The following is a 7486-nucleotide window of genomic DNA, read 5'->3' as shown; positions in this document are numbered from 1 at the left end:
GGGATTATCCGGAATAAAGCGGAATAAACCGGAATCTTCGGCCTCGTTTTTTGGGCTATAAGCATTTGGCTTATAGTCCGGGAAATGAGGAGACAAGCCCCGGTGAAATCATTGCATCCCCTGCATGCAAAGGGCGCGTCAGTGGCATGCAACATGCCAGGCATTCGTCATTCCCAATCTTTCACAATCCCGATTTACAATATTCCCTTAACCGGGTTGGTAATATTCCCAATCTTCGGCTTGGTTCGAAATCTGACCCAAAGCGGATCTGTATTGGATTGAATGGAAAACGGAGCGCTTTTGTATAGGTTCGCTTGCTGACCGAACCGCAGGAAAATTGCAGATCTGCAATTTTTTAGTCCGATAGCAGTATTGCAATGTTGGTTTCCGGACACAAAAAAGCGCACCGACTTTGCCGTCCGATGCGCAGTTGAACTTAAAAAGCCGCATGCTTTAATAGCGGCTTATGGTTTCATTTTGATTTTTTCGATGGGGTTCTGCTATCTTTTGGATTTATTAGCTCGTCTGTACTTTCAATCACTTCATTTGTCAGTTGGTTAGTAAACTCTTGCTCACTTCCGTGGTTGAGAAGGTTGAGTTGATGCGCGATTTCTATCATTTCTACGTTGGCTTTTGTAAGCACGTTCGTTGTTGCTTTTGGATCTCTGAATATGTCTTCTAGGGCTTCTAATCTTTTCTCCACAAGAGCATATTGTGATTCAATGATCTTATTGATTTCAGCCTCTTTCATTAATACAACAGATTCTGACGTTGGTTGCTCACCATATGCCAGATAATGAAGAGAGGTATGCGTAACTTCTGCAATAGCTTTTACATCTATTAGTTTAGGGTCGGTTTTCCCCGTTGCAGCCCTAATCAGGGTGCTTTCACTTATCCCGGATTTCTCACTGACTGCCTTATAGCCACCACTTTTGCTAATTGCATCTTTGATCCTATTCGCAATCTCTAATCTTTCATTGGATGACATATGAATCTTTCCTGTAAGTAACTCATATTTAGTATCAGTAGTATAACCTATATATTTTAACGAACTGTCACAAGTGAAAGTTTTGCAGTCAGAAGTGACTTGATTGTAAAGTCTCACTTTGCTACCATTAGTGCACGTTAAAACTGGCACTAATGACACTTGACAGGATTTTCAGTGATAGACATGTTCCACATCAACATTCCTTTTAAACAGGATGTGATCATCGAGATGGGTGATTGCGGATTTGTGGATTACATGAAACTCGCCGAAATCACAGACCTGAAAATTGCCAGTGGTAATGTTGAATTCTCGGTTGTGAATGATCGTAAAGAGGTGAGAACGGGTGATCTCTATCATCCGTGGGCTAAAATCCCGTCTTCTTATACCGATATCGCTTGCAAAGTGTTCGATGCCGAGCCGAGAGCCAATGTCTATTGGGGCTATCTCCAAATCAAAGCGTCTCCGGCAAAAGTCATGCAGGGTCATAACGTCTACGGCTCCGAAGATTTCCGCCTGTGTATTGAATATCTGTTGCACTCATTACAGACCGCGCAACCGGCTTTGTGGGACTTACTCAATATCGGTCTGGCTGAACTGACCCGGATTGACTGCACCTATTCAATCAAATGTGCTAATGCTGATGTACTGCGTCAGGCAATCAAACAAATGAGCAATGTCTCAAACCGTTATGTCCGGCCAGCCCGGAACTCAGACTATGAAACCACCCTCTATTTTAACCGGGCAACCAAGGCCAACCCCGGAGCCGGGCGCTCATTCGAATTGTGTATTTATACCAAGCACGATGAAATCGAACACCAGTTAAATGATCTGAAGCGTCGGGCAAAGCAGGGAGCAACCAACCGTTTTAATCATGTGATCGACGAGCTCTCCAGTCCTGAGCTTCAGCAGTTTGCTGAAAACCGGCTTCGTTTTGAAGGTCGGGCGAAGAAGCGTTTTATTCAAAAGCACATCGGCAATTGTAATCTCTGGCAGGTACTCCGTCATGCGGAAACATTCGAAGCCCGTCACGGTTACCGCTTTTGTGAATGGATGTTCAAAACACTGTTTCGTGACTTACTCGACTCCTTCGAAGGGGAAGAGTTAGAGCTTTATAATGAGCAGAAAATCAAGCAGTTGCTGAGAGATGAATACAATACCATTACCCCAAAAGGCAATGTTTCTTATGCCAAAGCGGATCGACTATTCCGCTTTTATATGACGTTGTGTGACCGGGGGTATGACGAGATCAAAGCACATACATCCAAGGCCACATTACACCGTAACCTGAAAGACCTGATGGCAATCGGTATTTCTAAAGCAGATTTACAGAATCTCAGTGATGGTGAGCGGCTGCCACTGGCACAGGTGCTGCGTTTTGATTTTGACCATCAACGTCCTGATAACTATGTTGAACCCGAATCACCGCTTCAGCCACAGGGGGACTTATCCTATCTGGCAATCCATTTCGGGGTTTCTGAGCGGCTGGCGCACAAAATCGGTCTACAAACCGATCCAATCGAGGCACTGCGCCATGAGTTAGGGCTGGAAGAAGAGATTGATATTGATGCACTGATTGACGGAAAAGCCATTCCAATCAGTCCGCGTAAAGCCCTGTCTCTGGTGATTTGGCCTGACGGGGAGATGGTTCTCACCCAGCACGATCACAGTCCGGATTTATTCACGGGCGGCATCCGTCCGGCAACGGCAGGGAAACGCCCTTCAGATACACACCAAAGAAGGTAAGACAATGAAAGTAGTTTTTATGGGCGTCAGCGAGCGCAAAGGGATTTCAAACAAAGGGCAGGGTAAGCCGTATGAAATGCACAAGATCCATTTTGCCACCCCGATTGAAACGGTCGATACCGCAAATATGACCTTTTCCGGGCATGGGTTTACAGAGCAGACTTTAGATATTGATCCGCTGTGCATCAAGCAGTTTGAAAAGCTGCAACCCTTAACTGAAATCAATGTCACGGTCGAGCCGAAACCAACCAATTTTTCCCAGACTTGGGTGGTCGGTCTGAGTAGCTAGATAGTCTGGCATGCCACTGCAAAACAATTGAATACAGTGGCATGCCATTTTTGCACGAAGCCTTATCCTGACAGGTTTCATGCAGTTTTCAGCCTTGCATGCAGCCACATGCAAACACCATTCAAACCAGCAAAGGATAATCCCGAATGAATTCAAATACAATCACAGGTATCAGCTATTTTGAAGCCCGACAATACCTTGGTCTGAGCCTTTCGGCTGTGTCTAAACTCACCGGTATTAACCGGAATAATCTCAGTCAGTTCGAGAAAGAAAAAGCGACACTGGATAGCCGTCAGAAAAAAGCCCTCAAATCTTTTTATGAAGAAAGGGGGTACATGTTTGACGCTCCGGAAGAGCCGGACGCGGAGATTGTAACGGAGCAATATCAACAGGCAAAAACAGATTTACAACAATCTCTTGCAGACGGCAGCGAAACCGCACAAGCACTATCGACATTTATCGATAGTGTTCATGATGTATTGATGACACATGACTATTTCACGACAGAAACAGAGCGCCTCGATCAATTGAGTGTCGTCGATATACCGGAGAGTCCGGCCTACCAACAGACAGCGCTGCTTCTGAAAAAGCTGTTTGAGGCTGATAAAACAGGGGCGTTTCACGGATGTTGTGGTTTCTTTGGTGAATCAGCAGACGAACGGGCTGATAAATATCTGGCACTGCTTGCCTTGCAGCAGCTTCGTCTCCTGAAAACACGATATCCGGATCTGGTTGAGCTGGATGATACGAAAATACCGAAGCAATCGGACAATGCAAGAGTCTTACGTCAGATAATCACGCACCTGAATAATGAGGATGTTTTGAATCACCAAAGCTTGCCGGAACTCTCTCAGGTCTCAGGTCAGATAATCCCGTAAAATAAAGTGAGCCTCTTCAGATGAAGGGGCTTTTTTGTGAGCCACTCACCATGAAGCGAGCCGCATCAAAGCGGCTCATCAACAATAAATGAGTGATTCAATCAGTGAAAAAAAATGCCATATAACCATTGAGGAATAAGTGGCAATCTCGACCTTTTCCCTGAAACAAAATCGTTGAATGGCAAGGTTGAGATGCTTCCGTCGGGATTTTCTCTATCTGGTAATCGCTTTCTATACGATTCAAGAAAAGGCGCTCTTTTTTTACCCCTAAAAGTAGTTCATTAATACACTGAATTTGTGCAGAAATTGTTGATAAGTAAGTATTATTTGAATTAATCATATTGACGTTGGAAGTATTCATAGTGCTTATTAGAATAAAATACATTTTGTATTAAATTAGAATACAAAATTTTAAAAGTAAATGAAACCATGTTAATATCATCGTGTTGTCTATAAAAAGGTGGTACTAACAATGAAATATGTCGGTGAACGCTTGAAAGAAGTCATGACGATGAGAGGAATAAAGGCTTCAAAAATGGCAAAAGATCTGAATCTGGGGCGAGGACATATCAGTAATATTGTTACTGGGAGAATTCAGTCACCAAAAAAGCATCTTGCTTCGATTGCAGCCTATTTAAATGTATCTCAGTCTTGGCTGTTAACAGGGGAAGGGAATGCCGAAGAGGTGTTACATGCTGAAATTCCCGTATATTGCATGAAAGACGGTGACAATATTTTACTCGGGCACTACAAACTCCCGATGAATATTGATGGTAATTGCTACGGCATTTTATCAGCACCTAGCTTTCCAGCCGAGATGCTAATTGTTGTCGATCCAAACAAAAAAGGAGATGGTTTCTATCTGGTTGAGGGGGATGTCGGGCCTGTTCTTGCGTATAGGTTCGACCACACGACACACCTTGAATGGCTTTATCTGTCTCATACGCCACCTAAAAAAACAACACTAATAGGCAAAGTAGAAGCATTGATCAATCAAGAGACTTACAAATATGCAGAAATTGAAAATTATTAAATTGTCAGATGGCACCGTTACATATCAGTCGGAATCAGGGACAACATTAACAGCACCTGCAAATAATTTGTTGCAGAAGAATATTTTATTGCTGTTCGACAGCAAAGACAGGGCACGGATCCGTGAGCATGCTTCCTCCTATATACCCTTAAAAATGGAATATGATCTCTTCTGGCTTGGCGGACTATTTGCCCTTTATCTGTCTTTCTTACTGCTGGCAATCCCAATGTCTCCAGACACAATCAATGTTTTTAATACGTTTCAGCCCGCAGGGATCCTCATTTTTCCACTAACTTTTATTATTCTCGATTCGGTCAATGAAATTTTTCAGTATCGCTATGCGCGGACACTGACTTTAATTGCTGCAATCATTATGGTGCTTGCATCAGCACTGATTTATCTGACTGTTAACGTTTTTGACTTATCAGAGCCATATCAAAACGTCTTTAGCAAATTACCAAAGCTTTATCTAATCAATGCGTTGTGTCTTTTTGTCGCAGACCAAACGAATAATATTGTGTTTAAAACCATACGTTATCGTCTGGCCGTATCACCGTTATGGCTCAGGTGTATTGTATCAACCACAATTGGCCAGATCTCATATACAATCATTTGGATTGGTCTGTTTTTCGGTCTTTCTGCCAACACGGATCTATTCGTTAAAGTCATCAATAACTACGGGTTCAAGGTCATTTATGCCGCTTGCCTTATCCCCGTCACTTATATGATTGTTGCGGTTTACCGAGCACGCAAACAGCAATATAAGACAATTGATACCTCTGAGGCAGGGTTGTAGTTATCCATAAGTCAATAGCCCAAGATTTCCCCTTTCATGACGAAAGGGGAAATTATTGTCGTTGACTGATTGTTTTATCTCGATGAGAAATTGGATTGATTTTTATGATAATAAATAGTCGGCAGGTAAGATGAAATGACACCAGAGCAAATGTTGGCACATGGGAAAAGCCTTGGTTTATGGAAGAAAGCGGAAAAGGTCGCGGCCAAGCCTAAAATTATTCATTGGACGCCCAAAACGATCCCAAATCCGGATAGTCCGGAACCCTCAGAGACAAAACAACCGCTCATACTAAAAGAGCGTCTTGATAAACAGCGGCAAGAAAACATCAAAGCGAATGAACAAGCATTTGAGCAAACACAACACAACCAGCAAGTGAAACGCTTTGCCAAATCACATTTAATCCCTTCCGGCACTTGTGATATCGGCACACAACGCGAGTCGTTATCTTCGATTGGTCAGTATTCGGCTTATACGGCAGTGCTGAACAATGGTATAGCAGAGGCCGGCAGTATATCCCGTGTTGCAGGTCAGGCACTGGTTGAAATCGAAGGGATGGCTATTCGCCTGATTGGTCTGGCTCCGACCGCTGCGGCTGTGATGTTAGGTGTATTCATCCCCAATCAATTAGCGGACGGCACTTTGTATAAAGAATCAGAAATTCGGTACAAATCAAGAGTGAAAACCAATATTCGCTTAGGAACGGATGATAACGGCCAGCTCTACGGATACCATGTTAACGGTGTAGACATCCCAAGGCGAGATGTTCATCAGCAGGGGGATAAATTCGTTGTGGATTTAGAGCCGGGGATCACCATTGAATGGGTGCCAATCAGTGGCGATTTTGGCGGTAAACCGATCCTTGTCAATCCGATCCCGGATATGGAAAAACTGGATGTATTGATTCACCCACAGGCCGATCAGGGTAAAGAGTTTGAAAAAACTTACATTACCCCGATTGAGGATGCAGACTTAAAAGACTACATTCTGACATTCCCGGCAGATACTGGATTACCACCGTTATATGTGGTTTACAAAGAAAGCGCTCGTAATGAATCCGGTGTCGTGACCGGCAACGGTGAAGATGTAACAGGCCTATGGCTGGAAGCAGCCGGAAAAGAGTTAGGCTCTCCGGTGCCTTCGCAAATCGCGGATAAGCTCAGAGGCCGTGAGTTCGGTAGCTTTGACGGCTTCCGGGAAGCTTTTTGGCTGGCCGTAAGTGAAGATAAAGTCTTAATGTCTCAGTTTAGTCGTTCCAACCAAACTTTAATTAGAATGGGCAATGCACCTTATCCAGTTCCAGAAGAACAAGTGGGTGGCAGAAAAACTTATGAAATACATCACGTTGAAGAAATACAGCATGGCGGAGCTGTGTATGATGTAGATAATATGAGAGTTAATACTCCTAAAAACCATATAAATATCCACAGGAATAAATAATGTTATTTCAGAAGAAACAAAGTCTTGATGAATATACAGAGTCAGAATTTTTAGATTTAATGTCAGAATTTTTTGATAACAAGCATAACTTGTCAGGAGAACAGTTCGGTAAACATATCCGGGAGTTGACAGATTACTTTGAAGAAATCACACAGCATCCATATGGTAACGGTGTGATTTTTAATCCTAAAGATGGTCAGGAAGATTCTCCAAAAGGCATTGTTGCTGAGGTCAAACGATGGCGAAGGTCACAAGGTTTACCATGCTTTAAGGACTGATTCAGTCTTTTTTTAAAATTCCCCTTAGTGCGCATTATATA

The 7486-nt window shown here is 43.2% G+C and carries 8 protein-coding genes; 7 read left to right on the top strand and 1 reads right to left on the bottom strand.

What is annotated here, in order from left to right:
• Positions 1–472: 472 nt before the first annotated feature.
• A complete protein-coding gene (locus tag AC55NX_RS20285) occupies positions 473–988 on the bottom strand; it encodes a helix-turn-helix domain-containing protein (RefSeq protein ID WP_496997378.1) in 516 nt (171 codons plus the stop codon).
• A 174-nt stretch (positions 989–1162) separates the two neighbouring features.
• On the opposite strand from AC55NX_RS20285, the gene AC55NX_RS20280 reads away from it, so the two are divergent.
• The 7 genes from AC55NX_RS20280 to AC55NX_RS20250 all read left to right on the top strand — a co-directional run bounded on the left by AC55NX_RS20280 (position 1163) and on the right by AC55NX_RS20250 (position 7445).
• Positions 1163–2731, top strand: a complete 1569-nt coding sequence (locus AC55NX_RS20280) for a phage/plasmid replication protein, II/X family (RefSeq protein ID WP_496997377.1) — start codon at positions 1163–1165, stop codon at positions 2729–2731.
• A 19-nt stretch (positions 2732–2750) separates the two neighbouring features.
• Positions 2751–3020, top strand: a complete 270-nt coding sequence (locus AC55NX_RS20275; RefSeq protein ID WP_496997379.1) for a CTX-RstB family phage integration protein — start codon at positions 2751–2753, stop codon at positions 3018–3020.
• A gap of 146 nt (positions 3021–3166) precedes the next feature.
• The gene (locus tag AC55NX_RS20270) at positions 3167–3898 is read left to right on the top strand and encodes a helix-turn-helix domain-containing protein (protein WP_496997376.1); all 732 of its coding nucleotides are present in this window, start codon (positions 3167–3169) and stop codon (positions 3896–3898) included.
• 472 nt (positions 3899–4370) lie between these two features.
• Positions 4371–4931, top strand: coding sequence for a helix-turn-helix domain-containing protein (locus tag AC55NX_RS20265; protein WP_496997375.1), 561 nt, complete (start codon positions 4371–4373; stop codon positions 4929–4931).
• Entirely contained in the window at positions 4909–5727 is an 819-nt protein-coding gene (locus tag AC55NX_RS20260; RefSeq protein ID WP_496997374.1) for a queuosine precursor transporter, read from the top strand. The genes AC55NX_RS20265 and AC55NX_RS20260 overlap by 23 nt, the downstream gene beginning before the upstream one ends.
• 135 nt (positions 5728–5862) lie before the next feature.
• Positions 5863–7167, top strand: a complete 1305-nt coding sequence (locus AC55NX_RS20255; RefSeq protein WP_496997373.1) for a pyocin-S2/colicin E7-DNase domain-containing protein — start codon at positions 5863–5865, stop codon at positions 7165–7167.
• Positions 7167–7445, top strand: a complete 279-nt coding sequence (locus tag AC55NX_RS20250) for a bacteriocin immunity protein (protein WP_496997372.1) — start codon at positions 7167–7169, stop codon at positions 7443–7445. Before AC55NX_RS20255 ends, AC55NX_RS20250 begins: the two co-directional genes overlap by 1 nt.
• Positions 7446–7486: the final 41 nt, after the last annotated feature.

It is taken from the genome of Vibrio rubrogenes (assembly GCF_059641415.1).
The sequence above is the reverse complement of the archived record's forward strand: the minus strand, read 5'-3'. Positions and strand labels throughout refer to the sequence as shown.